The sequence below is a fragment of the Acidisarcina sp. genome (assembly GCA_035539175.1).
Lineage (GTDB): Bacteria > Acidobacteriota > Terriglobia > Terriglobales > Acidobacteriaceae > JANXZS01.
In genome coordinates this window covers 318681-344787 of sequence record DATLIY010000009.1, presented here as the reverse complement: position 1 = coordinate 344787, position 26107 = coordinate 318681, and the positions used below count along the sequence as shown (strand labels likewise).

The following is a 26107-nucleotide window of genomic DNA, read 5'->3' as shown; positions in this document are numbered from 1 at the left end:
GGTCGCAAGCGCCGCAATTTGTCACGAGCGAGGGTCCACGATAGCTTAGAAGATATGGATTCGCAAAGGCCCAACGGCTTCTCGCGCCCGATCGAAGTGCAGCCCGAAATCCTGCCGCCCGGCTATGAGCCGGACGCAAGGTTTCGCGAGCCCATGCGCGACGAACCGGTAGAGCACACCAGCCAGCGGGGAAAGTCGCGCTGGGCCTATGCGCCGGCAACCTACGTCCTGGTCGCCATCAACTGCCTGGTCTTCCTCGTCATGGTGTTGAACGGCGTCTCGCCACAACTGCCAACTACAACGCAATTACTCACCTGGGGCGCAAATAACGGCTCGCTGGTGATGCTGCATGGCGAGTGGTGGCGCCTGTTGTCGGCGGCATTCGTGCACGTCGGCCTCATCCATCTGGCGACCAACATGTGGTGCCTGTGGAACCTTGGACTGCTGGGGGAACCGCTGCTAGGCCCCATCGGGTTGACCGCTGTCTATGTCCTGAGCGGCATCTCCGGGAACCTGTTGAGCGACGCAGTCCACCCAGGAATTCCGGGACATCCCGGGGTGATCGGGGCCGGCGCCTCCGGAGCCGTATTCGGCCTTTGCGGTGTGCTCATCATGCTGTTGAAGTCGCCCCTGCTGCCGGTACCGCCGCTCGAAGTGAAGCGGCTGCGGCAGAGCGTCATCAATTTTGCCATTCTGAACTTCGTTATTGGCGGCTCGACGTGGTTTTTCCATGCGTCTTTGCAGATCGACAACATGGCCCATCTTGGCGGATTCCTCTGCGGATTGGCCCTCGGTGTCCCGCTGGTTCCGAGAATTGGAGCGCCCCGGCAGCAATTTCGTAAGCGGCAGCGGCTCGCCTATTACGGCATGGCGATCCTGCTGATGGTGCTGGGATTCGGAATCTTTTCCTTCTGGCTTTCCGCCTGAGAGCAGGAGCAGAAAAAGCCCCGGCTGCAGAGGCAGCAACGGGGCTATTTTTTTGACCATCGTCTCCGGGGGTGAGACGGTAGCAATTCTTCGTCCGGCCCTCAGGATGCAGCAGCTTTGCTGAATCGAAAAGCTGTGCGTCCCTATCGGTACAACCAGGATGCTCTAACGAACGGCTGTGGCAGCGAACTTCTTGACCATGGCCAGGAGCAGCTTCCGGTCGCTGTCATTCAGGTTGGAGGAATAACGACGAATCTGCGTGAGGAAGCGGAGTTCATCGTCGGTAAGCTTCTGGGTGTTCATCTCTCGGCCAAGAGAGTCTTCAGCAAAAAACTGCGCTAATGGCAGGTCGAGAGCTCCTGCAATCTTGGCGAGCGTGTCCAGCGACGGAACAGTGTGTCCGTTCTCCACGCGGGACAAGTAACAGCGCAGCAATCCCGTGCGTTTTTCAATATCTCCCTGCGATAGCCCTTTTTGTAACCGATAGCCTCGAATCGTCGTCCCAATCTGCATAATGGAATACCCTGAACGGCACTTTCCCCTTAGGAAGGTCAAAATATTTGTAGTGTTGGCTTCATAGTTAACACGACCATTGGACCTCAATCAAGCATTTTTTGCAATATTTGGAGGTAAATCTTTCCGGCCATTCCCGAACCTCTATTGGTACCTGCGACTTGTGGGCTATAGACAACCCCACAAAAGATGTCATTTTTGCAGTGTACGTGACAAAAACGTAACAATCCTTCGATGCGCATCCTCCGCATCTTGACTCCGGAATCCCACTTTGTTGTTGGGATTTTCAAACGCATGACCGGCTTCGGGATAGATTTTTACGTCGGGTGGATTGCCTAGTTGTTTCATCTCCGCCGCAAAGTCATCCACCGCTGCGGGTGGGATACCCATGTCCTTGCCGCCGAAGTTCCCCAGGATGGAGGCATGAATCCTGGCCAGCGATGCACGATCCGTCGGAAGCGATCCATAGTTGACGACCACGGAGCGCAATGTGGGCTCGGCAACTGCAAGCTGGATGGCGTAACCGCCTCCCATGCACCAGCCAATTGCGCCAATACGCCTGGCTTCCACATCCTTTCTTTGCTCCAGAAAGTGAACGGCGGAGACCAGGTCGCGTACGCCACGGTCCTGGGGCAGGCCGCGGCTTAACTGGTGGGCGGCATCCGGATCCGTGGCGACCTGACCGCGATAGAGATCCACCGCCAAGGCCACGTAGCCCAGGGCGGCAAACTGCGCTGCCTGCTCCTTGACCCAGTCATTGAGGCCCCACCACTCATGAATGACGACCAATGCGGGATGCGGTCCGGCGCCCGTGGGCAAATACAGCAGGCCCTGTGCTGTGTCGTTGCCGCTGGGGAAGGAGACGCGCTGCGGCTCGGGATTTGCAGCCGAGGCGAACGCAGCGGATAACAGGATCAGCAAAGTCAGGATTCGTCTCACGGTAGTCCTTTCGTCCAGGAGAAATCGCGGAAATTACGAAGCACAGTATGCCTTACCCTGCGCCCTGATGCCGATAGAGAAATTAGATGCAGGGTTAACGGGCTGCGCAGTTCCCGGACGCGGGGTCACCGGGGCGGGTTATCTCTAACTCGCAGCAGCTCCTCAATATGGCTATATGGCCATAGCAGCTATTGAGCGGCCGAGGAGGTGCTGTTCTCGGCCCAGCACAGGGAGTGCTGGTAAAGAATGTCTAATGTATCCATGTTGAGGGCGAGGTTAGCAGTGTCTTCCGGCAAAATATTCCACTCGCCGGATTCGTAGCGATGCAGGCAGCGGAGCGCAAAGCTGATTTCGTTGGGCTCGCCCAACAGAGCTGCCTTGACGGGCGGGCGCAGCGGGAGCTGAGTGATCGCCTGCTGCATAGAGATCCCCATGAATGCAGGAAACAGCGAGAGCAATCCGAAGAGATATTGTTCGTTCGGGTCCTGTTGCAGGTAGGGAGCGGCCATCTCGCAAAAGCGTGCCCGTTGCAGGGCCAGCCGCGTGAGTTCCGAGGACGGATCGTTATCGAGTTGGGAGGTAACGGCGAGGGTGAGCAGCTTGCGGAAGCGATCTTCTCCAACCGTGACCAGCGCTGTCTGGATCGAGGAAATCTCACTGCGCACCATGTAGTGGCCAGCGTTGACCAGGCGCAGCAGGCGATAGCAGAGAGAGGCGTCCTTGCGCACGATGGACTCGATCTCGTGCCAGTTAAAAGGCGACCGGCTGACCGCTGTCAATAACTTGAGGTGCCGGAGGCGCTGCGAGCTGACTTTTTTGCGAGAAAAAACAGAGGGCTGACAAAAAAAGTAGCCTTGAAAGAGGTCGAAGCCCTCTTCAAGAGCCAGTCGAAACGCCTCCTCGTCCTCGACTTTCTCAGCGACGAGAAGAGATTTGGAGCCCTTCACAAACTGGCGGATTTCGGCGCGCTGCGCAGCATTGCACAGCCGAAAATCAAATTTGATGTAGTCGGCGTAGGGCAGGAGACGTTCCATGCCCGGACGCGGGATAAAGTCATCCAGCGAGATTTGATACCCCTGGCTGCGCAAAGAGCGGCAGGCATCCACGACCTCGTTGTCGGGTTCGACACCCTCGAGAACCTCCAGGACGGTGGATTGGGGAGGCAGCAGGGTCACGAATCCCTGGGTCAGAGCCTCCCGGGTGCAATTGAGAAAGGCTTTGCCTCGACCCGCGAGGGACTCAAAGTTATAGAGGATGGAATTATCCACCATGAGGCGTGTTGCATAGTCCGACTCAGTAGGAGATGCATAGGGAAACTTGTTCTGCATGCTGGACCGAAAGAGAAACTCGTAGCCAAAGATCTTCCTGTTCCGGTCGAGAATCGGTTGACGCGCAAAAAAGCGGTGCTGTGGCAGTTCGGAGACACTGATGGTGGAATCGTCTCTTGCGGGGGCGATCTGTAGCATGCGGGGACCTTTCCTCCTTACATCGGCATGCAGGAAGGAAACATGAGGAAGTTTTGTTTCAGAATTTTTGGTCGCGGATGATCCGGCGAAGCATTGGAAAAATCAGTGGGAGCGATTACGCAGACCCTGAACTTTGGGACGAGTATATGGGAGGGTTCGACGCTATGCTTTCCCGGTGCAGCACGAAAGAAGCCCGTGGATTACCATCCCGGCCAACCACAAATGGTTTCGGGACCACGCCGCGTGGCAAATCCTGGGGGATATTTCGAAGACCTTCAAATGCAATATCCAGCGCCTAATGGTGGATATCGAAACACTATTACAGTGGGACAAAACACTGACTTATCCAGTTATTTAGCTTCGGGTTTTTCTTTTCCCATGGAATTAAATAACTGTGTGGAGGATAGGGCATTGAAGGGTAAAGCTACATTGTGTTGAAGCCCTTCGTTGTAAGTCGCTTTTAGGTCTTTCAGTAAAACAGACAAGGCAGTTTCTGCTGTCCATTCTGAAACATCTTTCCAATTTCTAACTACCCAGCTATCACCTGTACTCACTTTTAAGAGGTTGAATAGCTCTTCTTGAGGTAACTTGTAGTAATTCGATAATTTCAACCCTTCAGCCACAGCGTTCACGGGGATACCCAGAATCATATTGTTGACTAACTTCGCTACCTGACTGTTTCCTGGGTTCTCGCCATAGAAGAAGATATTGGATCCCATCGCGTCAAAGTATGGTCTAAAAGATTTCACGATATCTTCTGAGCCAGCTCTTCACGGCCTCCTATGGCTGCATAGGAGTTTGGCGTCAAACACTATACCTACTAGATGGACCTTGAAGTGTTTTCGATGCCTTCATTTCAACCGGATTATCTGCTTTATCCGAAGCGCCTAGGCCATGTACATGCCGCCGTTCACGTCGAGGACGTGGCCGGTGATATATCCCGCTTCCGGTGAGGCAAGGAAGGCGACGGCGTGGGCGATATCGGCGTCGGTGCCGGCGCGTCCCAGGGGAATCTGGGACATCATGGCTTCGCGCTGCTTGTCGTCGAGCACAGCGGTCATGGCGGTTTCAATGTATCCCGGGGCAACGGCGTTGACGGTAATGCTGCGTGAGGCCAGTTCGCGGGCGATCGACCGGGTAAGACCGATCAATCCGGCTTTGCTGGCGGCGTAGTTCGTCTGTCCTGCCTGTCCGCTGCGCGCCACCACACTGGAAATGTTAATGATCCTTCCCCAGCGGGCCTTGAGCATCGAGCTCATGACGGCCTGGGTGAGCAGGAAGGTTCCGGTGAGGTTCGTGTTGAGGACGTCGTCCCAATCGCTGCGCTTCATGCGCATCATCAGGCCATCGCGGGTGATGCCGGCGTTGTTCACCAGAATCTCCACCGCTCCAAACTGCGCGATCACCGCTTTGGCGGTGGATTTAATGGACTCTTCGCTGGCGATGTCCAGGGGAAAGATCCCGGCGGTGCCGCCCGCGGCGGCGATCTCCGCGGCGACCTCTTCGAGCTTTGCCTGGTTGCGCGCCGCCAGAGCGATGCGGGCTCCTGTCTTTGCCAATTGCAGCGCACAGGCGCGGCCGATGCCCTGGGACGCTCCGGTGATGAGGGCGGTTTTCCCTTCCAGTGATGCCATGTTCTGCCAGTTCTCCTGAGGAGGAATTATAGAGGTTCGGCTGCCGAGAGCGGAGCGCGGGCGCCGGCCGCCATGGCATAGGCCAGCTCCAGCGTCCAGATGTAGACCGCCATTTCGCGCGAGTAGTGGAGGAGAGGAGCGGTATCGGGCAGGCGGATGCCGTGAGCGGCAGGCAGATCGTTGATTCGGATCTCCGCCTCGGCTTTTTCAAGAAGCCATGTGCTGTGGTGAATGTTGCCGCGCAGCAGTTCGCCGTGGCGATTTGTTGTGTAGAGACAGTATCGCTCGGTGAGGAAATACTCGATGGTGCCGGGGCAGCTTTGTGGCAGGGTGGGCCCCAGTCCTCGATATCTGGCCTGGAATCGCACCGGATGGGGAGAGAGCAATCGCTCGCTCTTGTAGAGGAAGCTGCGGTCTTCCTGCGGCTCGATCTTGATGCGCGCCCAGTAATAGGGCAGGTGAAAGAGAGCGCGTGCCATGGCGACAGCGAGGGCGTTTGCGGCGTCGAGCGAGAAGAAGAAGACTCCATAGGAATTCGTGTCGCGCTCGCGCACATAGGTTCTCAGGTTCAGCTCCGGAAAGTGGTCGATTCCGGGGACCTGCGGCATTCCGCGAAGCTCGATGCGGTCGATCCAGAAGGGGACTACGCCCACCCATGCCTCTCCGTCGTAGGTGTCCACCACCAACTGCGGCGGAATGAGGGGAGCAAGCTGCTCGGGGGGCACTGGCCAGTGAGCAAACAGCAGATCGTTCCAGCGCTGGCTCATCGTCCATGGCCCAGATGGGGGCGGCCAGGTTCGATGGCTGGTCTTTGTGAGGATATCCGCTGGGTCGTGTCTGTTTGGGCTGCTCATAACGCCAGGTTTACAACGCCACGTTTACCGAATAGAGACGAACAAGAGAGACGAACAGCCAAGCCGGCAGGGTTGCGATCCAAAGCAGCGGATTCCTGGGAAGGGTCTCTGAAGCCGGTTGAACCCTGTCGCAGGGCGTCGCTGTCTGGATGGGGGTCAACAGGCCCTATGTAGCTTACCGCGTCCGCCGCCGATCTTCCACAGGGATGCAAGGAGAAATCCTGGGCGGTATGCCGTATTCTGATTGCGATCATGGCAGAAACAGAAACCACTACTCACGCCCCTCTCCCCGCTGCAGACCCGGCAGCCGAGGCTCGGAATCAGACTGAAGTATTCGCCGTATTGGGCGCAGATCCCGAGGTGCTGGCGTATGCCATGGCGAAGTATTCGCGCTCGGCGCTCTCCATGAAGGACTCGCTGCGCGAGATCAGCAGCCAGCGTGCGGAGCAGTTTCTGAACACGTTCTACTTCCAGTATGGCCATCGCTCGATTGCGGACCTGGCCCACGTGGCTTTTGCCATTGAGAGGCTATCGCTGGCCGCCGCCATTGTTCTGGTGGATGAGCAGCGCTGGGACGGGCAGGAGCGCTCGACGCGCTATCAGAACTTCTCGAAGAGCGGGTGGTATCTGCCGGAGTTTGGCGATGCTGACCAGTCGCGGCAGCTTTACAAGGAGACGATAGGCGCGCTCTTCCGCGAGTACCATGCGACGGCGGAGTCCATGTTCGTCTTTCTGCGGGAGAAGACACCCCGGCCGGAGGAGATGAAGCAGGACGCATTTGAGCGTACGCTGCGGGCCCGGGCCTTTGACGTGGCGCGCTACCTGTTGCCGCTGGCAACCAATACGTCTCTGGGGCAGATTGTGAATGCCCGCACGCTGGAGGGCCAGATTTCCCGGCTGCTGTCGCATCCCGCGGCGGAGATTCGCGAGTTGGGCGCGAAGCTGAAAGAGGCTGCCGCCGGAGCTGCCTGGAATGTGCAGCATGAGCCGTGCGCCGCGCTGCAGGCGGAGATCGCCCGGCTCGATCCCGCCCTGGGAGCAAAGACGGCAGACCTGTTGCTGCGGGAGATGAAGACTTCGCCGACCCTGGTGAAGTATGCCGCGCCGAACAACTACGCCATCGATACCCGGCGCGACCTTGCCGAGGCGGCGGCCGCCCTGATGAAGAAGGAGCCGATCGCGGTGGCTCCGGTGGTGGATCTGGTGGAGCCGACGGAGTCGCTGGAGGTGGAGCTGGCCACGACTCTGCTCTATGGGGTTTGCCATTATCCCTACCGCCAGGTGCGCGAGCGCGTTGCGGCGTTGACCGCCGCCCAACAGGAAGAGATTGTCGATATGGGATTGCGGCGCCGCGGCAGGCATGACGAGCTGCTGCGCGAATTTTCCTCCGGCCAGTCCCTGCGCTTCGACATCCTGATGGATATCGGCGGCTTCCGGGACATGCACCGGCATCGCAAGTGCACGCAGATCCTGCAGCCGTTTACCAGCGCGCACGGATTTGAAACGCCGGATAGCGTGACGGAGGCGGGGTTGCGCCGACCCTTTGAAGCGGCGATGTCCGGCGCCCATGCGGCCTACGCGAAGATTGCCCATTCCGAGGCTCCCGAGGCGGCACAGGCGGCGACGTATGTATTGCCCCTGGGCACGCGCAACCGCGCGCTCTTCAAGATGGACTTCGCCGAGGCGGTGTATATCGCGGAGTTAAGGTCGACGCCACAAGGGCATTTTTCCTATCGGCGGGTGGCCTGGGAGATGTATCAGGCGGTCGCGCAACAGCACCCCACGCTGGCGAAGTACTTTCGGATTGAGGACATCCACGCCCCGGTTGATTTGCTGAAGCGCTAAAGGGAGTCAATCCAGTCTTCATCAGGGGGAGCATGGCAAAGTCCCGGCGGCAATTCCTCGCGCAAACCTCGGTTGGTCTTCTGGGAGCGGCGGTCGCATCCCGCGGCCATGCGCAACAGCCGGATGCCTCGCCCGCACCGGCCTCCGGCACTGCGCCTGAGGCCGGGCCGGAGGTATCTCCCGCTACCTTCGCTGAGGCCGAGAAATTGGTCGAGGTGGAGCTTAGCGCATCGGAACGGATCACAGCAGCCCAGAACTGGCGTAGCGCCATGGCACCCATCTACGAGCGCCGCACGGGGCCTCGCAGAGTGGCATTGGAATCATCCGTGGCTCCCGGGTCGCGCTGGGATCCTGTATTGCCGGGGAAGATGCCGCTTCCGGCGGAAGACGCAGCCAAAGATTTGCCGAAAGCGGTGTTTCTCCGCAGCCGGACCGATCCGGGACCGCTCCCGGCAAAGGACGCGGACATTGCCTACGCACCCGTCACCCGCCTTTCACGCTGGGTGGAGCAACGCCGGATCACCTCGACACGACTGACGCAGATCTACCTGGAGCGGCTGGAGAAGTTCGATCCCGAGTTGCGCTGCGTGATCACGCTGACGCGCGAGCTGGCGTTGGCGCAGGCGAAGAAGGCCGATGAGGAGATTGCAGCGGGCCGATATCGCGGGGCACTGCACGGCATTCCATGGGGCGGAAAAGACCTGCTGGATACGGCGGGCATCCGAACGACGTATGGCGCCGAGCCCTTCCGCGACCGGGTGCCCACGAAGGATGCGGCGGTGGTCGAGCGCCTGAATGCGGCAGGCGCGGTGCTCGTGGCCAAGTTGAGCATGGGCGCGTTGGCGCTGAACGATGTGTGGTTCGGCGGGCAGACGATGAATCCGTGGCTGCGGGAAGAGGGATCGTCCGGATCGAGCGCGGGTCCGGGTGCAGCAACGGCAGCGGGACTGGTGGGATTTTCCATCGGCAGCGAGACACTGGGCAGTATTGTGAGTCCCAGCATGCGCTGTGGCGTTACCGGGCTGCGGCCCACCTACGGCAGGGTGCCGCGAACCGGCGCAATGACGCTGTGCTGGTCGCTGGACAAGCTGGGTCCGATGACGCGCAGCGTGGAAGACGCAATGTTGGTGCTCCAGGCCATCTCCGGCGTGGATGCGGGAGATGCGAACTCCGTGCCGAGCAGGTTGGACTACGATGCCGGCGCCGGGGTCCGGGGATTGCGCGTGGGATATTTCCCCGGCTGGATGAAGGAGAGCCCGGCGACAGAGGTGGACCGCGCAGCGCTGGAGACGGTGAAGAAGCTGGGCATGGTTCCGGTGGAGATGACGATTCCGAACTGGCCCTATGGTTCGCTGGAAATCATTCTTTTCGCCGAATCAGCGGCGGCATTTGAGGACCTGACGCTGAGTCACGCGGTGAATGAGTTGCGGGTTCAGTTACCAGACGCGTGGCCCAATACCTTCCGGCAGTCGCGTTTTCTCTCTGCCGTGGATTTTGTGCAGGCCGACCGGCTGCGGCGCAAGGTAGCCGAGGAGATGGCGCGGGTTTTCTCGCAGGTGGATCTGCTGCTGGTTCCGTCTCTGCGCGATGAGATGCTGACGATCACCAATTTCACCGGCCACCCGTCGCTGACGCTGCCCGCCGGTTTTGTGGAGGTGTCGGAGGCGCGCAGCGATTGGGCTCCGGAGGCGGGGAAGTCGTTACCAAAGTTTTCGCCGCCGCGGCGGGTGCCGCATGGGATCACGCTGATCGGGAGGCTGTTTGAAGAAGGGACGCTGGGGCGTGCCGGGCTGGCTCTGGAGCGGAGCTTTGGGGTGGCCGAGGCGCGTCCGGGCGGGTTTTAGGCGGGATGCGGCAGGAATCGAGAGCGAATCGCTTTTATTTTCGATTTTTGTTCGCCATTGCTGCGGCAGTGTTAGAATCTCTGAAAATCGCGCCGCCCATTCGACTGGCCTTCACCTCGGGCTTGTATAGCATGTAGGCGGGCGGTGTGCGTCCGCTCGCAAAGATGGCAGGCGGTCTTTGAATTGGAGACAGAATTGGCAGACGATCGTTCCCGCGCGGTAGAACTCGCCCTCTCGCAGATTGAAAAGCAGTTTGGCAAAGGCTCCATCATGCGCCTCGGCAGCAAAGAGGCGATTGTGCCGATTTCGGTCATCCCTACCGGTTCGATCTCGTTTGACGCCGCGCTTGGCGTTGGCGGCGTGCCGCGCGGCCGCGTGATTGAGATCTTCGGACCGGAATCTTCGGGCAAGACCACGATTACGCTGCAGATTATCGCCGAGGCTCAGAAGGCCGGCGGCCTGGCTGCATTTGTGGACGCCGAGCACGCGCTCGATCCGGCATATGCGCGCAAGCTGGGAGTGGATATCGACAACCTGCTGATCTCGCAGCCGGACTACGGCGAGCAGGCTCTGGAGATTACCGAGGCGCTGGTGCGCTCGGGCGCTATCGATGTGCTGGTGGTGGATTCGGTGGCTGCCCTGGTGCCGAAGGCGGAACTGGACGGCGAGATGGGCGACTCCCACATGGGCCTGCAGGCGCGGCTGATGTCGCAGGCGCTTCGCAAGCTGACCGGCACGGTGTCGAAGTCGCGCACCAGCCTGATTTTTATTAACCAGATTCGCGAGAAGATTGGTGTTATGTTCGGCAATCCCGAGACGACCACCGGTGGCCGCGCGCTGAAGTTTTATGCTTCGGTGCGCATCGATATCCGCCGTATTGCGGCCGTCAAGGAGGGGGACGTGGTCTCCGGCTCGCGCACCCGGGTAAAGATTGTCAAGAACAAGGTGGCCGCGCCTTTCCGCGAGGCCGAGTTCGACATCCTTTACGGCGAGGGCATCTCGCGGGAAGGGGATGTGCTGGACCAGGCAGTGCTGAACAACATTGTGGAGAAGTCGGGTGCGTGGTTCAGCTTCTCCGGGGAGCGGATCGGCCAGGGACGCGAAAATGTGCGGCAGTACCTCAAGGAGAATCGCGACACCTTTAACCGCATCGAGACGGCGCTGCGGCAGAAACTTGGCATTGCCAATCTGCCTGGTGCCGAGGTGCCGCCCGTTCCGGCGAACGCGGCCGCGGCGGCAACCGAGGTCGTGAAGAGCAGCAAGCGGTAGAGTATGCAATGAAAGAGGCGCGGCGAAGAAGCTGCGCCTCGTTCCCTGTCATCTTTCGCGAGCAGAATTCCCCGGATTTTTATCCAGGTTTCGGCTGGCGCACGCCTATCGTATAAACTCTTTCTTGTCTTGAGCCACGTGAAAGCCATCTACCCCGGTACCTTCGACCCGATGACCAACGGCCATCTGGACCTGATCGCGCGTGCGGCCAAGATGTTTGACCATCTCGTGGTCGCCATCCTGAAAAACGATGAAAAGCAGCCGCTCTTTACCGTGCCCGAGCGGGTGGAGATGCTGACCGAGGGCGTTGCTCACTTTGGAAACGTGACGGTGACGACCTACGACGGCCTGATGGTGGATTTTGCCCGTCAATTGGGAGCTGCGGTGGTCGTCCGGGGCATCCGGGCTATCAGCGATTACGAGTATGAATTTCAGATGGCGTTGATGAACCGTCGGCTCGCTCCCGAGCTGGAGACCGTGTTCCTGATGACCTCCGGCGAATTCTCCTATGTCAGCTCGCGGCTGGTGAAGGGGGTCTTTCGCCTGGGCGGTTCCGTGGAGGGACTGGTTCCAGACTCGGTAATCGCCCGTATGAACCGGCGGCTCGCGCTGATGAAGGTCAAGCCTACCAAGGGCTAGCCCCTGGGGTGTGCAGCGGGAGCCATTCTTTTCCGCGAATCGTTTAGCAGTAACTTCGATGGAACGGCATCATCCCTCATCCTTTACCTTTACGCCAATAAGGGAAAACATTGCGGCGAAATACGGTTAGCAGGCAGGGGGTGTGTGATCTGGGACACTCCCGTTCGAAATATTCCGGCAAAACTATGGGTACTGCTGTTTCCTGAAAGGCCATAACTCTGACAAGATAGTAAGCATGACAGTACCGACAGCCTCCAAGCTCTTTGCCGACCGTATCGGCCGTATTGAAGTCTCTGCAACAATGGCCGTAACCGCGGAAGCCGCTAAGCTTCGCTCCCAGGGTATTAACCTGGTGGATTTTGGAGCCGGTGAGCCGCACTTCGCCACACCCCGCCACATTAAAGACGCCGCGATAGCCGCGATTGAAGCCAACTTCACGCGTTACACCGCGGTCCCGGGCATTCCCGACCTTCGCAAGGCTATCGTGCAGCGCCACGCCACGGACTTCGGTTCCGACTACGCGATTGACGAGGCCGTCTTCACGACGGGCGGCAAGCTGGCCCTCTTCAACGTGATTCAGGTGCTGATCGATCACGGGGACGAGGTCATTCTCCCGGTCCCCTACTGGGTGTCGTTCAAGGACATCATCCAGTATGCAGGCGGGAAGGTTGTCTACCTGAAGACGGAGGAGAGGGAGAACTTCCGTATTACGGCAGATGCCATTGAGAAGGCGATCACGCCGCGCACCAAGGCGATCATCCTCAATTCGCCATCGAATCCCGCAGGGTCGGTTGTATCCGCGGAGGATCTTGAGCGGATTGTGCATATGGCGCATGAGCGGGGAATCTATCTGCTGCTCGATGAGTGCTATGTCTATCTGAACTTCAAGGGTGCGCCGGTGAGCGGCGGCTCGTATCTCGCGGCGAAGGAGCACGTGATTGTGCTGGGCTCTCTCTCCAAGACCTACGCCATGACGGGCTGGCGCGCCGGTTTCGCACTGGGCCCCAAGCCAATCATCGCGGCGATGAGCAAGCTGCAGAGTCAGTCCACGTCGTCGGCCACTTCGATTGTGCAGAAGGCCTCGATTGCGGCGCTGAATGGGTCGCAGCAGTGTGTTGCCGAGATGCGTGCGGAATACATCAAGCTGCGCGACCAGGTTCTGGCGCGGCTTGCGGAGATTCCCGGCGTAACCTGCACGGTGCCGGAAGGCGCGTTCTATGTTTACCCGAATATCTCTGCATTCCTGGGCAAGCCAGGCGCTGCGACCGCAACGGAGCTGGCGACACGGCTGCTGAATGAGGCGCATGTGGTGACCGTGCCGGGAGAGGCATTCGGCACTCGCGAGCACATTCGCCTGTCCTATGCGGCGTCTCACGAGGATGTGGACGAAGGCCTGAAGCGTATGAAGGAGTTTTTCTCCAAACTGGGCTGAGTGCGGGTGAGTGCTTTTCCGCGCAGCGCCGGAATTCCTTCGTGTCCGCTGTTCACTGCCTGGCGGTCAATCTATCTGCACAGAGGATCGTTTAGAATCCGCTGGAGCAATTTTCGCAAGAGCGGAATTGTTCCAGCGGATAGGAGTGGGAATGCCTGAGGAAATGGATTTTCGACCGATTATTCTGGCTGGCGGCAGCGGCACCCGCTTCTGGCCCCGCAGCCGAAAGGCGCATGCCAAGCAGGTGCTGGCGCTCGATGGCGATCGAACCATGATCCAGCAGACGGTGGAGAGGCTGCGACCGTTGGCGGAGTGCTCTGACGTCTGGGTATTCACCAATGATCTGATGGCGGAGACTATCGCCGAGCAACTGGCAGGCGTTCCGCCGCAGCAGGTGATTTGTGAGCCAGCGCCACGGAATACCGCACCGGCAGCGGGTTTGGCGGCGTTCCTGATCGAGCGGGAGAATCCGAATGCGATCATCGGGATCTTTCCGTCGGATCATGTCATTGCCGATGAGCCACGATTTCTGAAGACGCTGGAGAAGGGAATCGCGCTGGCAGCGGCGGGCGAAAACATGGTGGTGATCGGCATTTCGCCCACGCGCCCCGAGACCGGATATGGCTACATCGAAACCGGCAGCCCACTGAGCGATGGCGTGTTCAGGGTACGGCGCTTTACGGAGAAGCCGAACCATGCCCGGGCGGAGGAGTTTGTCGCCGCCGGAAACTATCACTGGAACAGCGGAATGTTCCTGTGGAGCGCGGCAACGCTGGCCAATGCCGTGCGGGAGCACCTGTCGGAGTCCGCTCCGATGCTGGAGGAGATCGCGGCGTCGTTTGGCACTCCGGAGTTCAAGCAGGTCTTCAAGGAACTCTATCCTCATTGCGAAAACATCAGCGTGGACTATGCGATCCTCGAGCCCCGCTCTGCCAAAGGGGAGCACAAGTCCAACCTGTATTGCCTGCCCGCCGAGTTCGGCTGGAGCGATCTTGGTTCCTGGGCCTCTCTCTACGAGTACCAGCTCAACGTCCGCAGCCGGGGCGACGAGCACAGCAACGTTGCCGAGTGCCTGGATCACGTAAGCCTTGAGGCAAAGGGCAACTACGTCTACAGTCCCAAGAAGTTTGTTGCGCTGGTCGGCGTTCAGGATCTGGTGGTGGTGGAGACGGAGGACGCTCTGCTCATCTCCGACCGCGACCACTCGCAAGAGGTAGGCAAGGTCGTCAAGGAGCTGGAAGCCTCCGGCCGCAAGGAACTGATATAGACTCCACTCTGCTGAGTCCTTATGCGGACTCGGTTGCGGCGGATCCACCGGAACGAGCGATGCTTGTGGCCGGAAACACAGTCTTGTAACCCCAACCGGACGAAAGAATGACAAATACAACTTCGATTCACTTTGGTACGGATGGTTGGCGGGCAATCATCGCCGATGATTTTACCTACGCCAATGTGCGGGTGGTGGCTGAGGCCATCGCAAATTATATCCTTCGCAAGGAAGATCCGCAGAAGGGCGTAGCGGTCGGGTATGACACGCGCTTCTGCTCCAGGCAGTTTGCGATGGCGTTGGCCGAGGTGCTGGCGTCGGCGGGGATTCCAGTGATTCTGGCCGACCGCTACACGCCTACACCTGCTCTCTCCTTTGCCGTGAAGGAGCGGGGCTGCGCCGGCGGCGTGATGATCACCTCCAGTCACAACCCTTTCCAGTGGAATGGCGTGAAGTACAAGGCATCCTATGGCGGATCGGGGAGACCCTCGATTATTGCGGAGATCGAATCCTTTCTGGGGGAGCCGCTGCCGAAGGCGGAGCAGCCGGCGGCGATTCGTGAAGTGGATCTGCAGACGCCCTACGTTGCCGCGATCCGCAAATTTGCCGATCTCGACTGCATCGCGAAATCCGGCCTGAAGTTCGGCATCGATTGCATGTATGGAACGGGGCGCGGAGTGCTGGCGGATATCTTCCGCTCGATTGGGGTGGATTTCGTAGAGATTCGCGCCGAGGTGAATCCACTGTTTCCCGGCATTAACCCGGAGCCTATCGAGCCGCACATCCGCGCGCTGCAGGACCTGGTGGTGGAGCAGAAGTGCCAGGCGGGAATGGCGACGGATGGCGATGCGGACCGCATCGGCGCAGTGGATGAGCATGGCAACTTTGTCGATCCGCACAAGATTTATTGTGTGTTGCTGCGCTGGATGATCGAACGCCGCAAGTGGCCGGGAGACGTGACGCGCGCCTTTAATACCACGAGCATGATCGATCGTATCTGCCGGAAATATGGGCGGACGCTGCACGAGCACGGTATCGGCTTCAAGTACATCTGCGACCTGATGCTCGAAAAGGACATTCTGATAGGCGGCGAGGAGTCCGGCGGCATCGGCATCAAGCGTCACCTGCCGGAACGCGATGGCCTGTTGAATTCGCTGCTGCTTGCCAACGTGATGGCGGAAGAGGGAAAGACGCTGGGAGAACTGGTGGCAAGCCTGCAGGAGGAGTATGGCGAACATCAGTATGGACGCATCGATCTGCATATCCGCGAGGATCTGAAGCAGGCGGCCATTGCCCGCGCCAACGCCGGCGTCAAGGAGTTTGCCGGAATGCCGGTGCTGCGAGTGGAGACGATGGACGGGATCAAGTTCTTCCTCGACAATCCTGAAGCCAAAACGAAAAAGAATGCTGCCGAGACGTGGCTGCTGCTGCGTGCCTCGGGAACCGAGCCGCTGCTGCGGATCTATTCGGAATCCTGCTCGAAGGAGTCGGTGAAGACGCTGCTGGAGGCTGCTCGCGAATTTGCGTTGACCAGCGATCCGGCGGCTGCCGGGACGGCCCGATGAGGTGGAAGACTCGCGGACTTCTCTTTGACATGGATGGCGTGCTGGTGAGTTCGCTCGGATCGGTAGAGCGGAGCTGGACCAAGTGGGCCGCAATGCACGGTGTGGACAGGGACCTTGCTATCCGCACGGCGCACGGCTGTCGCGCGATTGAGACCATCCGCAGGCTGCGTCCCGATCTTGACGATCAGGCAGAACTGAAAGTGATCGAGGACATCGAAGTCGCAGACAACGAGGGGATCTCCATCCTGCCGGGAGTCGTTCGTATTCTCAAGGGCTTGCCGGAGAAGTATTGGACGGTGGTTACCTCGGCGACAGAGAGACTGGCGCGTGTCCGCATGGGGCATGCAGGGATTCCGGTGCCGAGAAAGCTGGTCACAGCGGATATGGTGAAGCAGGGGAAGCCGAACCCTGAGCCGTATCTGAGGGGTGCGGAGTTGCTGGGGCTGAAGCCGGAAGAGTGTGTGGTGATCGAGGATGCGCCCTCCGGTACCAACGCTGGCCATGCCGCCGGTTGCAAGGTGCTGGCGACAACCTTCTCTCACTCCATGGAGAGCCTGGCAGCGGCAGATTGGATCATCCGGTCGCTCGAAGATCTTCGGATAACGATTTTGCCTGGGGATGAGGGGCTGGAACTGGAGTTTGAACCGCTAGTGCGGCCGTAGCGTAAAATTTGCGGGCTCTCCCAAGGAGAGAGCCCGCGGTACAACCTCTTGACACGCTGAGGGTTAAACCAACTGCAGGAGAGCTTCTTCGCCGGACTTGATGCCGAGCGCGGCAGCTTCTCCACCGCGGCTGAGGTTCTCGGCATAGACGAACTTCACATTGGTCAGGCCGATGAAGCCGAGGATCATGCGAAGATAGGGCTCCTGGAAGTCAAGGGAGGCATACGCCGAGTCGCCGCTGTAGGCGCCGCCGCGGGCTGCGACCACTATGACCTTCTTCGAGGAATCGAGCAGTCCCTTGGGGCCTTCGGACGTGTAGTTGAAGGTCCTTCCCACGCGAACTACCTGGTCAATCCAAGCCTTGAGAGGAGCGGAGATGCTGAAGTTCCACATCGGCGCTCCGAGGATGATGGTGTCGGCATCGATCAGATCCTGCACGTAGCCGTCCGAAGGTGCCAGCAATTCCTGCTGATCCGCGGTCCGCGCGTCGGGCGGGGTGTAGGCGGCGTTGATCCATGCTTCGGTTACAGGAGGAGGGGGCTGGAGCGCGACGTTGTGGCGCTTGACGGTGCCGCCGGAATTCTTTTCCCGCCATTGCTGGACATAAGTCGTCGTCAACTGACTGGAGACGGATTCACTGCGTGGGCTGGATTCGATGACAAGAAGTTTGGCCATGAGATCTCCTGCGGTAATAGCCGCGATTTGCAACCTCGCCGAAATCGGATGGATCGACGATAGTTGTTATAACGAATAGATGGCAGGACGGCGAGAAATGATGCAGAAATTGCGATTTCCGGTCCGGCTCAGGAGCGCGCCGAGCTTAGCAGCGCTTCAACGGCGAGAAGATCGTCTTCGGTATCGACTCCGATCGTGTCGTAGGGAGTGCTCTCTACGAAGACGTCTATGCCGTTTTCGAGAAAACGAAGCTGCTCCAGCCGCTCGATTGTTTCCAATTGGCTGGGGGGCAACTGGGCAAAGCGCTGGAGCGCGTCGCTGCGATAGGCGTAGAGGCCAAGGTGTTTTTGATACGGAGCGTTGCCGGCGCCGTCCCGGTCATAAGGGATGGTAGCCCGGGAGAAGTAAAGCGCGCGGCCATCGGGTGACGTAACGACTTTGACGGCGTTGGGGTTGTGGACCTCTTCCGGCTTGCAGGGAGTGGACAGGGTGGAAACCTGAACTTCGGCGCGGGCGAGGGGACGCAGCAGGGCATCGAGATGCTCGGGGCGGAGCAGGGGCTCGTCACCCTGGATATTGACGTAGATCGCAGCGGGGATCCTGCGGGAGACTTCGTAGACGCGATCGCTGCCGCTTGCACAGGCCGGGGAGGTGAGCGTCGCCGACCATCCGCGCTGCCGGGCAAGCGCCAGCACCTCCTCGGAGTCGGTGGCGATTACCACGTCGTCGAGCTGGCTGCAGGCACGGGCGGCGTTGTAGACCCACTGGATCATGGGAGCTCCGGCGATGGTCCGCAGGACTTTGCGGGGAAGGCGGGTGGAAGCGAGTCGCGCGGGAATGACGGCGAGGATCTTTGTGCTGTTGGGCATTGCAAAATAGTTTAGGGCGTAGCCGTGCGGAGGGGAAGGCGAGCGCTCTTCAGCCGCTGGATTTCAACAGACGGATGCGATTTTCTGTATGGTTTGCCGGAAACTTATGCGGTGCGAGGGCCAGAGAGCTTGGAGTCAGGTGGAAGGGCTGGTATCATTGGGCTTGGCCGCATCGCGGCTGTGTTCCCTCCAGAGTTGGCGGTGTAGCTCAGATGGTTAGAGCGACGGACTCATAACCCGTAGGTCGACAGTTCGATTCTGTCCACCGCCACCACACCGAATTGAAACCCAACAGGTTGTAGATCTCACGGCGTGACCCCCGATATGTGGGGGCCATCGAGCCTTGAACTACGGGCACCGTCCCGTAGGTCAACGGCGATTCCGTAGGTCGACCCCGCCCGCGGCCGCTCTCCGCCCAGCCAAAATGGAGAGCGCCGTCATGGATGGATCTCGCAGCATCCAGTCGTCCCAGTCTCAGTCCCAGCCAGCCACGCCCAATTCCGGGCAAACATCGCATACATTGACCTGCCGAATCTGCGGCGGATCCGATATCGACCACGGGCTCTGCCGCGCGTGTGCCAACCGTGCGCCAGAGTGGGTCATCCAGCGCTGTACTCAGCAATGGGTTGGTAGCGAACTCCAATACGAAGACGTCCCTACACCCGAAGGCATAATGACCCGTGCAGATGCATGGGCTGTTCTTCATCGCGTTCAGCGCGAGCGACCCGACGACGAGTTTAGGGCGCATCGGGTTCCCCGTCGCGAATCCGTCCAGACGGCCCCGAGCTGGTCGGAGCTGCAGGGGGAGCTGGGAACGCTCCTCTTTGCCGCCCGAGACCTGGCGGAGGCGAGCTTTACCCGCGACCGCTATGGCATGCGCCTCTGCTCCGAGTGTCGCGCTGCGAATCCGCATCTGCCCCTGGCTCACGCGCGGGTCTGCCGCGTGGGGCGCGTGCTGCGCTCGCTCGAGCACCTGCAAACCCCGTCTGTTTCTGCCCCAATATCTACCCCAATAACCCCGACGAAAGGAGAATCCGCGAAAGCGCCATCCAGTGAGGCCGCGGTTGAGGAGCCGCGGCCCTCGCTTTCTGCCGAGACAATCCGCGCGTGGTTCCAGTTTGGGGGAGCGCAATGACCGCGACCACGACACTGCACTGCCACGAGCCCTGGCGAATGGATATGGATCTCGCATCGGACACCACCGGCCAGATTCTGGACGGCCGCGGCGTAGTAGTGGTCGATCCGTACGGCTCGACGCTGGAGGAGTTCTCCGAGGAGGCGCGCTATATGCGGCGGATCGTCGCCTGCGTGAATGCCTGCGCCGGCGTCGCGACGGAGGCACTGGAGGAGTACGCCAGGTCGCTCGAACCCAAAGGAGGTAGGGGATGAAATATTTTGGCGAATTGTTGGCGGAGCCCGGCACCTGCCGGTTCTGCTCCTGCTCCGAGGAGTCGCCCTGCAGCTGGCACCGCCAGGAGGGCCCCTATTGGGTCAACACGCAGCGCAACTGCTGCACCGCGCCGGGCTGCATCCGTGCCCGCGAGCGCGAGCTGGCCGCGCGGAACCAGGCGGCGCGCGACATCAAGCGCAGGCGGACGCCGGCGGAGGTGCATGCGCTCATCCAGGGCAAGCGGAAGCGGAGCCGGAAAGGCCGGGTGGCGTAAATGGGCGGACTCTGGACGTTTCTGTTTGTCGTGATGGTCGCTTTGCCGGCGATGTCTCTCGCAATCGATGCGGGGAGGGGGAATTAGAGATGAGCGAACCGATCCTGCATTTTCCCGATAGCACATTGCATATCTGTCCTGGCTGCGAGATGGCGACCTGGGACGCGACCGATTACTGCGCGAGCTGCTGCCAGCTGCAGGCGGAGATGGAGGCGCGCTACGCGGAGAGGAAGCGCATTGCCGAGCGCACCGATAGCCTGCTGGGCTCGCTGCCCCGCATCGCCGCCGATGAGGACGACAGCGGCATGGACGGCAGGATGCTGCCCGCGGCCATGATCTGCGCGGCGATCGGCACGCTCTGCATCGCGGGCGCCTGGATGCTGCTGTCCTGGGGCCTGCACCGCTGGTTCCCGCACTCGTTTTGACATCCCGATGCGGCGGGCTGTGTGCCCTCGGATGCCGCAGTTCTCCGAGGGATAGTTTGAGTTTCCTGCACGACTGCGAGACGTGCGGGAACTGTGCGGCGGGCTGCGGGTGGGCTAAAACATCGGCTGATACCAGGCTCCCCAGGCGGGCCAGCTCCGCCGCGCAAATGTTGCCTGCTCAGGTGTGAAGGAGGAGAGAAGTGGCAGACGAGATGATCCCGATCAACATCGGGAATATCAATGACGGCGCGATGATCGAGGGTTTCGATATCGAGTTCCGCAAGGCGCTCGAGAACATCGCAGATCTCAATACCCCGGCCACGGCGACGCGGGCGGTAACGCTGCAGCTGGTGCTCAAACCGCATTCCGATCGCGTCACCATCGAAACCGAATTCAAGGTCAGCTCCAAGCTGGCGCCATTCAAGGTCAGCTCCAAGCTGGCGCCGATCGAGACGCATAAAGCGAAGTGCTTTATGGGGAAGGGGGAGGACGGGGGCATGCTCGCGTTCACTGCGGACCCGCGCCAGATGCCGCTCTGGAGCGCGCCGAAGCCCAAGGAGGTTCCGGCCATAATCAACTTCGACGGCGCCGGAGTGCAGCGCTAAAACCAATCACGCAATTTCATTCGAGGAGAGAAACGCGATGTGGGAAGAAATGGACAGGTTTATCAACGGCATGCTCGATCGCATGACGAAACAGAAATCGGCGGTGCAGGTTGTCGACGGGCAGCCCTACGCGCTCAAGGCCGATGGCACGTTGGACAAGCCCGTGCTGCAACTGGCGCCGCAATTCACCAAGCCCAGCCTGCAGGTCAGCACCCTGGGCGCGCTGGTCGATATTGTGCATGGCGATCTGGACTCGATTAAAACTCACCGCACCGCATTGCACATCGTCGATCCTCTGACTGTCGATCTGCTCTCGCTGGAGGCGGATGATTTTGGCCGCCGCCATCTGTGGGCTCGTGCGTCGCATCGTCAGGAGACGCCCTTCGTGTTCGGCAAGTATGAGCAGCCGGAAGATTTCCTGATTAAGTTCCGCGCCAGCTTCCTCTTTAACGACGAGGCGGTGAAGGTGCAGCAGCTCTGCTCCAGCGTAGGCAGCGGAGATGCGGTGCTGGTTTTGGATGACGGGATCTCGCAGGAGGTGCAGATCAAGTCAGGAACGGTCACCCGCGCCTCGATCGCGCTTCCGGCCGACGGAGTGCCGCTGATTCCCTGGAGAACCTTCCGCGATGCACATCCAGTCGAATCGAAATTCTTGCTGCGCATGAAAGGCGTGAAGGACTCGCTGCCGCAGATTGCGCTCTTCGAGATCGATGCCAAGTGGCCGCTCGAAACGAAGCACGCGATCAAAAAGTATTTCGAACAGAATTTGCCAGAGGTTCCGGTTATCGCGTGATGGCGGTTGCCTGAGGGTTGGGCGCGCGGCATGGTGCCGGAGGAGATCTCCGGTCAGGGCTGGGATACCCCGCATGAAACACCGCGCGCTCAGCAGTACAGATGAGATCTCTACATGCTGAAGGGGAAACGATTGAGCCGTCCGGATCGCAATACCGCATGCATCGAATGCAGCCGCCGCGGGCATCTCTGCCCGGCACAGATTTTTGTCGACGAGGAGCCGCTCTGCCTGGATTGCGCGGATGGGGAGCCCTGCTCGTACGATCGCGTGCGCCGGCGCGTGGCGGTCGAGGACGTGGATGTATTTGGCAGACCCATCTCTGCTCCTGCTCCCGTCATCTCGCGGACACCCGCGGATCTCGCAGGCAGTTTCGAGCCGGAGCCCATGCCGGCGCCGTCCCCGGAAGTTGTGCAGCAAAAACGAAAGGAGCTCCCAGCAATGAAGGCAGACAGAAAGCCGAGCGGCCGGATCCCGGAAATTGTGAAAGACGCGATCCTCGCCGAATCGAGCGCAATCTCCCATGCGGACCTCGGCCGCAAGTTCAACATCAGCGCGGTCTCGGTCGGCACCATCCGCAGAGCGGCCGGCATCCAGGCCGCAACCGCCCGGCCCCGGACGCCAGCGAAGAGGGCGGCGAAGGTCGCGCCGGTCGCCATCAAGGCGCCCGCCAGCGGCCGGTCAGAGGCTCAGCTATGCGATCCAATCAAACTCAGCCAGAGCGAGGCCCAGCTATGCGACGCATGCAAACTCAGCCAGTCCGAGATCTGCGAGATATTCGAGCTGCCGCCGCAGCTCGTCGGCATGGCTCCTGAGAAGCCGGGCGTCGCGGCCGATCCATTGCCGGAGACGGTCTCGATCGAGATGGATGAGGCGATGGCGGATTTCGTGTGGAGAGCGTTGCCGCTATTGCAAAAAGCGCGGGCGCTGCGTGCTGCCTGCGCTCGCGATGATCCACGGAGATCGGCAGTGTAGAGAGGTTGGGCTCAGCAGGAAATTTCACAGAATCGAGGAATCGTGATGGAGCAGGTTGCGCGGATACGGAACGGAAAAAATCGCACGGCGGCAACGACCGCCAAAAACAACCCGGACGGGAGCACGGTGGTGCGCGAGATCCCGCTCGAGCAGTTATCGGTTTCTGCACAGGAGGCGCGGCGAACGATCGACCAGGCTGCGCTCAGGGATCTGGCTGCATCGATCGCGGCGCATGGTGTGCAGGAGCCGCTGTTGGTACGCCCGATCGGCGTCGACGCCTACGAGATCGTGGCGGGTCAACGGAGGCATGCCGCATCGCGGCTCGCGGGCAAAGCGAGCTGCCCGTGCATCGTGCGCGAGATGGCGGACGCGGAGGCGCGCGAGCTGGGCATTGTCAGCAACCTGCAGCGCGAGGATCTGCCGCCGCTCGAGTCGGCGAGCTTCGTCGGCCGCCGGCTGAAGTTGTTGGATGCGATCGCGCCGGTGCGCGAGGCGCTCGCGGCGGGCGCAATCGACGTGGGCCACGCGCTGGAGCTGGCGCGCCTGAGCCCGGAGCAGCAGCAGCGCATGCTCGATTGGCTGGACGTGGGATTCAACCCTCGCGATACGGATGATGACGACGAGGACGATGAGGCTGAGGAATTTGCGGAGGCCGGCGTCTGCAGATATTGCGATTGCACGGAGGAAAATGCGTGCGGGGCATGCGAGGTGGATGGCGCGCCATGTTCCTGGGCAAATGCGGAGCGGACGGTCTGCAACCGTCCGGGATGCGTGGAGCAGTGGAATGCAGATCGCGGTGTGACGGCCTGGCGGCCGACGCGCTGGTCGCTCTCGGAGCTCCGCTCGCGAATCGCCGAGAGGACGCTGCGCGTGTTGAGCGATGCCCCTTTCCCGCTCGGGCTGGATTGGGCGCCGATGGCCTGCACGGTATGCCCGCGGCGCAGCACGAATGCGGCGCTGCTGTTCGAGGACGTCGCCCAGGACACGTGCACCGATGGCGATTGTTTCAGCGGCAAAGTGCGTGCCTGGATCCGTCACGAGCTCGACAATGCCGAGCTGGAGAAACGGCCCCTGCTGCAGCTCAGCGATGGCTACAGTTCGGCGACCGGCGCGATCCCGGACTATTCCGTGGTGCTCATCGAAAAACAGAATCTTCCCTGCTCGTCGCAGGAGGAGGCGATCTGGATCAGTGGTCGCCGGGCCGGGCATGCTGTGCAGATCTGCCGCGACGAAAAATGCAAGAAGCACAAGGGGCAGAGTCACTATACAGGACCGGCGAAAGATCCGGAGAAGGCGAAGGCCGAGCGCAAGAAGCTGCTCGAAAAGGTGAATGCAGAGAAAAAATATCGCATGGCTCTGTTTGCCGCCGTGGCCCAGGCGCCGCTGGTTGCGCTCTACGCGTCGGATCTGAATCTCGAGGTCTGCCTGTATGCGATCGGCCGCGGGCCTGGCCAGTATGGGGTAAAGGTCGCCGAGGCGCTGGGCTGGCCGGCGGACATCTTCGGCTGGGGCGGAACGAGGCAGCTGCGTGAGGGCATGGCCGGGCTGGCGCCGACGGAGCGGCTGCGCGTGGCTCTTCTGGCCGCCCACGCCGGGGAGCTGGCGGTGAATGAATATGCTCTGCACTCCAAGCCGGAGGACCTGGAGAAGCTCGCCGGATGTTTGAGCCTCGATGTAAAGCGGATCCGCGCGGAATCCGCCGGCAAGGTGCAGCCGGAGCCCGCGGAACCCGCGAAGGCGAAGGCAAAGGCAAAGGCGCCACAGCAAAAGAAGGGGCTGACGGCTGCCGCGAAGAAACGGATCGCCGCGGTGCAGAAGAAGCGCTGGGCCGCCCGGAAGTCGACCGGGAAAGGCGGCAAGGGGTGATCCCAATCAATCGAGGAGAACGGAAATGAGTGATACGCAAAGTGCGAAGTTCGAAGGATGGGCCGTAGTCGAATTATTCGGCCATCAGAAGGAAGTCGGATTCGTCACCACGCAATATTTCGGAGGTGCAGCCCTCTTGCAGATCGATGTGCCCGAACTCCCCGAGCGGGAAGTTGTGATGAAGCGGGCGAGCTGGGCGGGAGATGTCCTAGTGCCAGCCGGAGCGATCGTGACGAAGTCGGCAGTCCCTGGGCGCACTCGCCTGGTTGGACCAAGCGCGATCTATGCGCTCAATCCCTGTACGGAGGCAGTAGCCCGTGAAGCGCTCGAGGAGAATGCGCCGCGCGAGATTGCCATCATATCGTTTCCCCAAGGCAAACAGATTGCATCCGGGGATGATGCCAGCTTCGAGCCAGATAGCGATGACGAGTACGACGACGATCTGGGGGATGAATCATGACGCATACGGTGTGGTTCTTTTTATCGCTGCTGGCGCTGCTGCTGGCGGTGATGGGCGGCCTCGGCGTCTATGAGGACCGGCATCGCCAGCCCTGCGCGCTCTGTGGGGATCGGGGCATCGGCGACGACGGGCAGCGCTGCATGCTGTGCAGCTGGAGGCGGGGATAGATGCGGCGGCCCAGGCGATCGGTATGCGCCGAGATCTATGCGCGCTATGGCGTGACGCAGCGGTTCTTGCATGCCTTCGGCGGCGCGGCCCGGTTTCTCGCGCTGCCCGAGGACGTGCGCCAGCTCTACGCAGGGATGTACCAACAATTGCGCGCCAAGCAGCAGCGCGTAGGGGAGCGGGGGAAATGATCGATAACAAGAAGCTGGAAGAGTACACGAGGCTGAGCCAAACGGCAATCTCGTTTCTGGACAGAGCGAATATCCCATTGCCACGCGGCTTGTATGCGTATTTCTGCGCATATGTGATGGAGCCGCCAACAGGCCTATCGGAACTGCACGACATCGAGGAGATGGCCCGAGAACTCCTCGCCGCCCGTGCCGCGAACTCAAGCGCATCCGCGATAGGGCTAATAGCAGCAGAGCGCCGACGCCAGATAGAGGTTGAGGGATTTACCTCCGAGCACGACGACGAAGAGCATTGGTCTCCCAGCCTGACCAACGCTGCACAGGCATACGCGGGAATTGCCGTATTACAGGAGAGGTATGCGGACGTTGATTTATCGTGCATCCCAGCGTGCTGGCCGTGGGATGCGAAGTGGTGGAAGCCCTCAACCGATCCGGTGCGCAACCGCGTCAAAGCTGCCGCACTGATCGCGGCTGATATCGACCGCTTGCAGAGAGCCAAGGCAGAAGCCCGCGCCAAGCAGCGCGGAACCGGAGGGCGAAGTGAGTGAGCGATGCAAATGCGGGAAGCC

Annotated in this window: 29 protein-coding genes and 1 tRNA gene; 22 read left to right on the top strand and 8 right to left on the bottom strand. The window is 60.5% G+C overall.

Going from position 1 to position 26107, the window contains the following annotated elements:
• Positions 1-54: 54 nt before the first annotated feature.
• Positions 55-927: a rhomboid family intramembrane serine protease gene (locus tag VM554_13170; protein HVJ09325.1), complete on the top strand. Its 873-nt coding sequence runs from the start codon at positions 55-57 to the stop codon at positions 925-927.
• Between the two features lie 165 nt (positions 928-1092).
• On the opposite strand, the gene VM554_13165 is transcribed toward VM554_13170, so the two are convergent.
• The 6 genes from VM554_13165 to VM554_13140 form a co-directional block, all read right to left on the bottom strand.
• On the bottom strand, positions 1093-1440 hold the full coding sequence (locus tag VM554_13165; protein ID HVJ09324.1) for a helix-turn-helix transcriptional regulator: 348 nt from the start codon (positions 1438-1440) through the stop codon (positions 1093-1095).
• A 192-nt stretch (positions 1441-1632) separates the two neighbouring features.
• Positions 1633-2379 carry a dienelactone hydrolase family protein gene (locus tag VM554_13160; protein HVJ09323.1) on the bottom strand — a complete coding sequence of 249 codons (747 nt, stop codon included), beginning with the start codon at positions 2377-2379 and terminating at the stop codon, positions 1633-1635.
• A 188-nt stretch (positions 2380-2567) separates the two neighbouring features.
• Positions 2568-3845 (bottom strand): HDOD domain-containing protein, encoded by a 1278-nt coding sequence (locus tag VM554_13155; GenBank protein ID HVJ09322.1) that lies wholly within the window; start codon positions 3843-3845, stop codon positions 2568-2570.
• Between the two features lie 350 nt (positions 3846-4195).
• On the bottom strand, positions 4196-4594 hold the full coding sequence (locus VM554_13150; GenBank protein ID HVJ09321.1) for an NAD-binding protein: 399 nt from the start codon (positions 4592-4594) through the stop codon (positions 4196-4198).
• A 138-nt stretch (positions 4595-4732) separates the two neighbouring features.
• Positions 4733-5479 (bottom strand): 3-oxoacyl-[acyl-carrier-protein] reductase, encoded by a 747-nt coding sequence (gene fabG / locus VM554_13145; GenBank protein ID HVJ09320.1) that lies wholly within the window; start codon positions 5477-5479, stop codon positions 4733-4735.
• A gap of 26 nt (positions 5480-5505) precedes the next feature.
• Positions 5506-6246, bottom strand: coding sequence for a DUF2071 domain-containing protein (locus VM554_13140; protein ID HVJ09319.1), 741 nt, complete (start codon positions 6244-6246; stop codon positions 5506-5508).
• 339 nt (positions 6247-6585) lie between these two features.
• Here VM554_13140 and VM554_13135 point away from each other — a divergent pair, with 339 nt between their 5' ends.
• From VM554_13135 to VM554_13100, 8 genes are all read left to right on the top strand, one after another.
• A complete protein-coding gene (locus VM554_13135) occupies positions 6586-8178 on the top strand; it encodes an FAD-dependent thymidylate synthase (GenBank protein HVJ09318.1) in 1593 nt (530 codons plus the stop codon).
• 32 nt (positions 8179-8210) lie between these two features.
• On the top strand, positions 8211-10022 hold the full coding sequence (locus VM554_13130; GenBank protein HVJ09317.1) for an amidase family protein: 1812 nt from the start codon (positions 8211-8213) through the stop codon (positions 10020-10022).
• Positions 10023-10217: 195 nt separating this feature from the next.
• Positions 10218-11291, top strand: coding sequence for a recombinase RecA (gene recA / locus VM554_13125; protein HVJ09316.1), 1074 nt, complete (start codon positions 10218-10220; stop codon positions 11289-11291).
• Between the two features lie 138 nt (positions 11292-11429).
• Positions 11430-11930: a pantetheine-phosphate adenylyltransferase gene (gene coaD / locus VM554_13120; GenBank protein HVJ09315.1), complete on the top strand. Its 501-nt coding sequence runs from the start codon at positions 11430-11432 to the stop codon at positions 11928-11930.
• A gap of 235 nt (positions 11931-12165) precedes the next feature.
• On the top strand, positions 12166-13362 hold the full coding sequence (locus tag VM554_13115; GenBank protein ID HVJ09314.1) for a pyridoxal phosphate-dependent aminotransferase: 1197 nt from the start codon (positions 12166-12168) through the stop codon (positions 13360-13362).
• Positions 13363-13513: 151 nt separating this feature from the next.
• Complete coding sequence (locus tag VM554_13110) at positions 13514-14629, top strand: mannose-1-phosphate guanylyltransferase (protein ID HVJ09313.1); 1116 nt, start codon at positions 13514-13516, stop codon at positions 14627-14629.
• Positions 14630-14736: 107 nt separating this feature from the next.
• On the top strand, positions 14737-16194 hold the full coding sequence (locus tag VM554_13105; protein HVJ09312.1) for a phosphoglucomutase/phosphomannomutase family protein: 1458 nt from the start codon (positions 14737-14739) through the stop codon (positions 16192-16194).
• Entirely contained in the window at positions 16191-16856 is a 666-nt protein-coding gene (locus VM554_13100; protein ID HVJ09311.1) for an HAD family hydrolase, read from the top strand. Before VM554_13105 ends, VM554_13100 begins: the two co-directional genes overlap by 4 nt.
• Positions 16857-16919: 63 nt before the next feature.
• On the opposite strand, the gene VM554_13095 is transcribed toward VM554_13100, so the two are convergent.
• A complete protein-coding gene (locus VM554_13095; protein HVJ09310.1) occupies positions 16920-17531 on the bottom strand; it encodes an NAD(P)H-dependent oxidoreductase in 612 nt (203 codons plus the stop codon).
• Between the two features lie 128 nt (positions 17532-17659).
• Positions 17660-18400, bottom strand: coding sequence for a 3-deoxy-manno-octulosonate cytidylyltransferase (kdsB, locus tag VM554_13090; protein ID HVJ09309.1), 741 nt, complete (start codon positions 18398-18400; stop codon positions 17660-17662).
• A gap of 197 nt (positions 18401-18597) precedes the next feature.
• Here kdsB and VM554_13085 point away from each other — a divergent pair.
• The 13 genes from VM554_13085 to VM554_13025 all read left to right on the top strand — a co-directional run bounded on the left by VM554_13085 (position 18598) and on the right by VM554_13025 (position 26086).
• Positions 18598-18674 (top strand) — tRNA-Met (locus tag VM554_13085).
• Positions 18675-19073: 399 nt separating this feature from the next.
• Positions 19074-19535, top strand: a complete 462-nt coding sequence (locus VM554_13080) for a hypothetical protein (protein HVJ09308.1) — start codon at positions 19074-19076, stop codon at positions 19533-19535.
• Positions 19508-19789: a hypothetical protein gene (locus tag VM554_13075; GenBank protein ID HVJ09307.1), complete on the top strand. Its 282-nt coding sequence runs from the start codon at positions 19508-19510 to the stop codon at positions 19787-19789. Before VM554_13080 ends, VM554_13075 begins: the two co-directional genes overlap by 28 nt.
• Complete coding sequence (locus VM554_13070) at positions 19786-20064, top strand: hypothetical protein (GenBank protein ID HVJ09306.1); 279 nt, start codon at positions 19786-19788, stop codon at positions 20062-20064. Before VM554_13075 ends, VM554_13070 begins: the two co-directional genes overlap by 4 nt.
• Positions 20065-20153: 89 nt before the next feature.
• Positions 20154-20489, top strand: coding sequence for a hypothetical protein (locus VM554_13065; GenBank protein HVJ09305.1), 336 nt, complete (start codon positions 20154-20156; stop codon positions 20487-20489).
• 200 nt (positions 20490-20689) lie between these two features.
• Positions 20690-21094 (top strand): hypothetical protein, encoded by a 405-nt coding sequence (locus VM554_13060; protein HVJ09304.1) that lies wholly within the window; start codon positions 20690-20692, stop codon positions 21092-21094.
• A gap of 37 nt (positions 21095-21131) precedes the next feature.
• Positions 21132-21887: a hypothetical protein gene (locus tag VM554_13055; protein ID HVJ09303.1), complete on the top strand. Its 756-nt coding sequence runs from the start codon at positions 21132-21134 to the stop codon at positions 21885-21887.
• A gap of 114 nt (positions 21888-22001) precedes the next feature.
• The gene (locus VM554_13050) at positions 22002-22859 is read left to right on the top strand and encodes a hypothetical protein (GenBank protein ID HVJ09302.1); all 858 of its coding nucleotides are present in this window, start codon (positions 22002-22004) and stop codon (positions 22857-22859) included.
• A 45-nt stretch (positions 22860-22904) separates the two neighbouring features.
• Positions 22905-24725, top strand: coding sequence for a ParB/RepB/Spo0J family partition protein (locus VM554_13045; protein ID HVJ09301.1), 1821 nt, complete (start codon positions 22905-22907; stop codon positions 24723-24725).
• 25 nt (positions 24726-24750) lie between these two features.
• Positions 24751-25185, top strand: coding sequence for a hypothetical protein (locus VM554_13040; GenBank protein HVJ09300.1), 435 nt, complete (start codon positions 24751-24753; stop codon positions 25183-25185).
• Entirely contained in the window at positions 25182-25352 is a 171-nt protein-coding gene (locus VM554_13035; protein HVJ09299.1) for a hypothetical protein, read from the top strand. The genes VM554_13040 and VM554_13035 overlap by 4 nt, the downstream gene beginning before the upstream one ends.
• On the top strand, positions 25353-25541 hold the full coding sequence (locus VM554_13030) for a hypothetical protein (GenBank protein ID HVJ09298.1): 189 nt from the start codon (positions 25353-25355) through the stop codon (positions 25539-25541).
• Positions 25538-26086, top strand: coding sequence for a hypothetical protein (locus VM554_13025; GenBank protein ID HVJ09297.1), 549 nt, complete (start codon positions 25538-25540; stop codon positions 26084-26086). The genes VM554_13030 and VM554_13025 overlap by 4 nt, the downstream gene beginning before the upstream one ends.
• Positions 26087-26107: the final 21 nt, after the last annotated feature.

Coding starts and splice junctions, on each gene's coding strand:
- VM554_13025 (HVJ09297.1), top strand. CDS start 25,538: ATGATCGATAACAAGAAGCTGGAAGAGTACACGAGGCTGAGCCAAACG.
- VM554_13080 (HVJ09308.1), top strand. CDS start 19,074: ATGACCCGTGCAGATGCATGGGCTGTTCTTCATCGCGTTCAGCGCGAG.
- VM554_13170 (HVJ09325.1), top strand. CDS start 55: ATGGATTCGCAAAGGCCCAACGGCTTCTCGCGCCCGATCGAAGTGCAG.
- VM554_13155 (HVJ09322.1), bottom strand. CDS start 3,845: ATGCTACAGATCGCCCCCGCAAGAGACGATTCCACCATCAGTGTCTCC.
- VM554_13065 (HVJ09305.1), top strand. CDS start 20,154: ATGAGCGAACCGATCCTGCATTTTCCCGATAGCACATTGCATATCTGT.
- VM554_13130 (HVJ09317.1), top strand. CDS start 8,211: ATGGCAAAGTCCCGGCGGCAATTCCTCGCGCAAACCTCGGTTGGTCTT.
- VM554_13165 (HVJ09324.1), bottom strand. CDS start 1,440: ATGCAGATTGGGACGACGATTCGAGGCTATCGGTTACAAAAAGGGCTA.
- VM554_13105 (HVJ09312.1), top strand. CDS start 14,737: ATGACAAATACAACTTCGATTCACTTTGGTACGGATGGTTGGCGGGCA.
- VM554_13115 (HVJ09314.1), top strand. CDS start 12,166: ATGACAGTACCGACAGCCTCCAAGCTCTTTGCCGACCGTATCGGCCGT.
- kdsB (HVJ09309.1), bottom strand. CDS start 18,400: ATGCCCAACAGCACAAAGATCCTCGCCGTCATTCCCGCGCGACTCGCT.
- VM554_13135 (HVJ09318.1), top strand. CDS start 6,586: ATGGCAGAAACAGAAACCACTACTCACGCCCCTCTCCCCGCTGCAGAC.
- VM554_13070 (HVJ09306.1), top strand. CDS start 19,786: ATGAAATATTTTGGCGAATTGTTGGCGGAGCCCGGCACCTGCCGGTTC.
- VM554_13095 (HVJ09310.1), bottom strand. CDS start 17,531: ATGGCCAAACTTCTTGTCATCGAATCCAGCCCACGCAGTGAATCCGTC.
- VM554_13055 (HVJ09303.1), top strand. CDS start 21,132: ATGTGGGAAGAAATGGACAGGTTTATCAACGGCATGCTCGATCGCATG.
- VM554_13050 (HVJ09302.1), top strand. CDS start 22,002: ATGCTGAAGGGGAAACGATTGAGCCGTCCGGATCGCAATACCGCATGC.
- VM554_13140 (HVJ09319.1), bottom strand. CDS start 6,246: ATGAGCCAGCGCTGGAACGATCTGCTGTTTGCTCACTGGCCAGTGCCC.
- VM554_13110 (HVJ09313.1), top strand. CDS start 13,514: ATGCCTGAGGAAATGGATTTTCGACCGATTATTCTGGCTGGCGGCAGC.
- VM554_13030 (HVJ09298.1), top strand. CDS start 25,353: ATGCGGCGGCCCAGGCGATCGGTATGCGCCGAGATCTATGCGCGCTAT.
- VM554_13100 (HVJ09311.1), top strand. CDS start 16,191: ATGAGGTGGAAGACTCGCGGACTTCTCTTTGACATGGATGGCGTGCTG.
- VM554_13045 (HVJ09301.1), top strand. CDS start 22,905: ATGGAGCAGGTTGCGCGGATACGGAACGGAAAAAATCGCACGGCGGCA.
- VM554_13035 (HVJ09299.1), top strand. CDS start 25,182: ATGACGCATACGGTGTGGTTCTTTTTATCGCTGCTGGCGCTGCTGCTG.
- fabG (HVJ09320.1), bottom strand. CDS start 5,479: ATGGCATCACTGGAAGGGAAAACCGCCCTCATCACCGGAGCGTCCCAG.
- VM554_13040 (HVJ09300.1), top strand. CDS start 24,751: ATGAGTGATACGCAAAGTGCGAAGTTCGAAGGATGGGCCGTAGTCGAA.